Below are 1,327 nucleotides of genomic sequence, written 5' to 3' on the forward strand. Positions count from 1 at the left end.
CCTTTTAACCCTATTGGGGTATATTCCAGGAATTATCCATGCCGTTTGGGTGATTGCCAAGAGATAAAATAAAGGATTAGACTGACTACAAATGTACAGTTCAAAACAATCATCCCAACCTGTGAAGTATAAGGATTTGAACTATCAGGGAGTCTACCCCTGCCCAGTCTGTCGTGTGGGTCAAATTCAAAATTTATCATTAATGGAAGCTTTTGCCTGTCACGAGTGCCGCCATATTTTCACTGCTGATCTCGAAAGGCAAATACTCAAAATAACTGATCGGCAGCCCCCAATGACCTGGCACTGGAATGGCAAAAAGTGGACAGGGGCGCATCTAGAGGGGGTTGAATGGGGATGGGTGAATTGGTTCTTAGCCTTGGCATTTGTAGTTTGTCCAACCACTTTAATTGGGGCAGCCGTTTATATGTTTCCGCCTGCCCCAGATAGTCCTATATCTTGGCTTCCAGCTGCTTGGGTAGGGTTAACGTTTTTCTGCCATTTAGCAATTGTTGTCTGGTTAGTGATGGAATTTTATCAATTTCCAGTTTGGGAGTACTTGAGAATTGGACGGCAGCGAATTATGGGTCGTTAGTTTTATTAAGTAACTTTAAAATAGAGCTGATTCTTGTTAAGAAGAACACGCTTATATTTTAATCCTTTAGAATTATAAATTCTAAAGGATTAATGGTAAGAGCGCACCTTTGAATAAAATAAGCTGACGGCACCTCAAGTAGCGATGCAGCGCCTTCATGCGGGGGTTTCCCCCATGAGCGACTGCATCAAGACAGCGTGGCCAAAGGCCAACGGCTGACTGCTTACGAGCTGATTTCCTAGAGAAACACATTCTTATCCTCATGTCAAGTCCCACTGATTAGTTATACTTATAGGTTGCTAACAAAACTTTTTTAGAACTAATTGACCGTAGGTCACCAGGGGCGCGTTCGCTATGATGGAATAATGTGCAATTTTTAGCCATACCATAGTCAACTAATGCTTATGACCACATAAAGCCTATGATTGGATAAATAGTATAGACTAATTGATTCAAAGACAACTGCTGGAACTTTCGTATTTGGTTTTGGTGCTATCGTGATTGGAAGCAGTCTACACTTGTTGAGCGTACTGTCGGGTACTGTCGGGTACTGTCAAAGCGTACTGTCAAAAGGGAGGTTGGATTTCTTTCCACGACCACTTGACCAATAATAGACACATTAAGTGCCATGTTTTCATCTCAATCCCCCCAAGAAAATGGGGAATCTCCAAAAGGGGACATTACGCTGAAGGACGCTAACGGTAAAACTCTCGAATGTTACATTGAGCATTCCCT

General features: G+C 42.4%; 2 protein-coding genes. Both read left to right on the top strand.

The genetic code is table 11. The features are described 5' to 3' along the window. Positions 1 to 67, top strand: a 67-nt coding sequence (locus F6K49_RS54115; RefSeq protein WP_366514361.1) for a YqaE/Pmp3 family membrane protein, incomplete at its 5' end; no start/stop codon positions are given. Between the two features lie 24 nt (positions 68 to 91). After that, positions 92 to 592: a hypothetical protein gene (locus tag F6K49_RS49705; RefSeq protein WP_293110188.1), complete on the top strand. Its 501-nt coding sequence runs from the start codon at positions 92 to 94 to the stop codon at positions 590 to 592. The last annotated feature ends 735 nt before the right edge of the window (positions 593 to 1,327 follow it).

It is taken from the genome of Moorena sp. SIO3I6 (genome assembly GCF_010672095.1).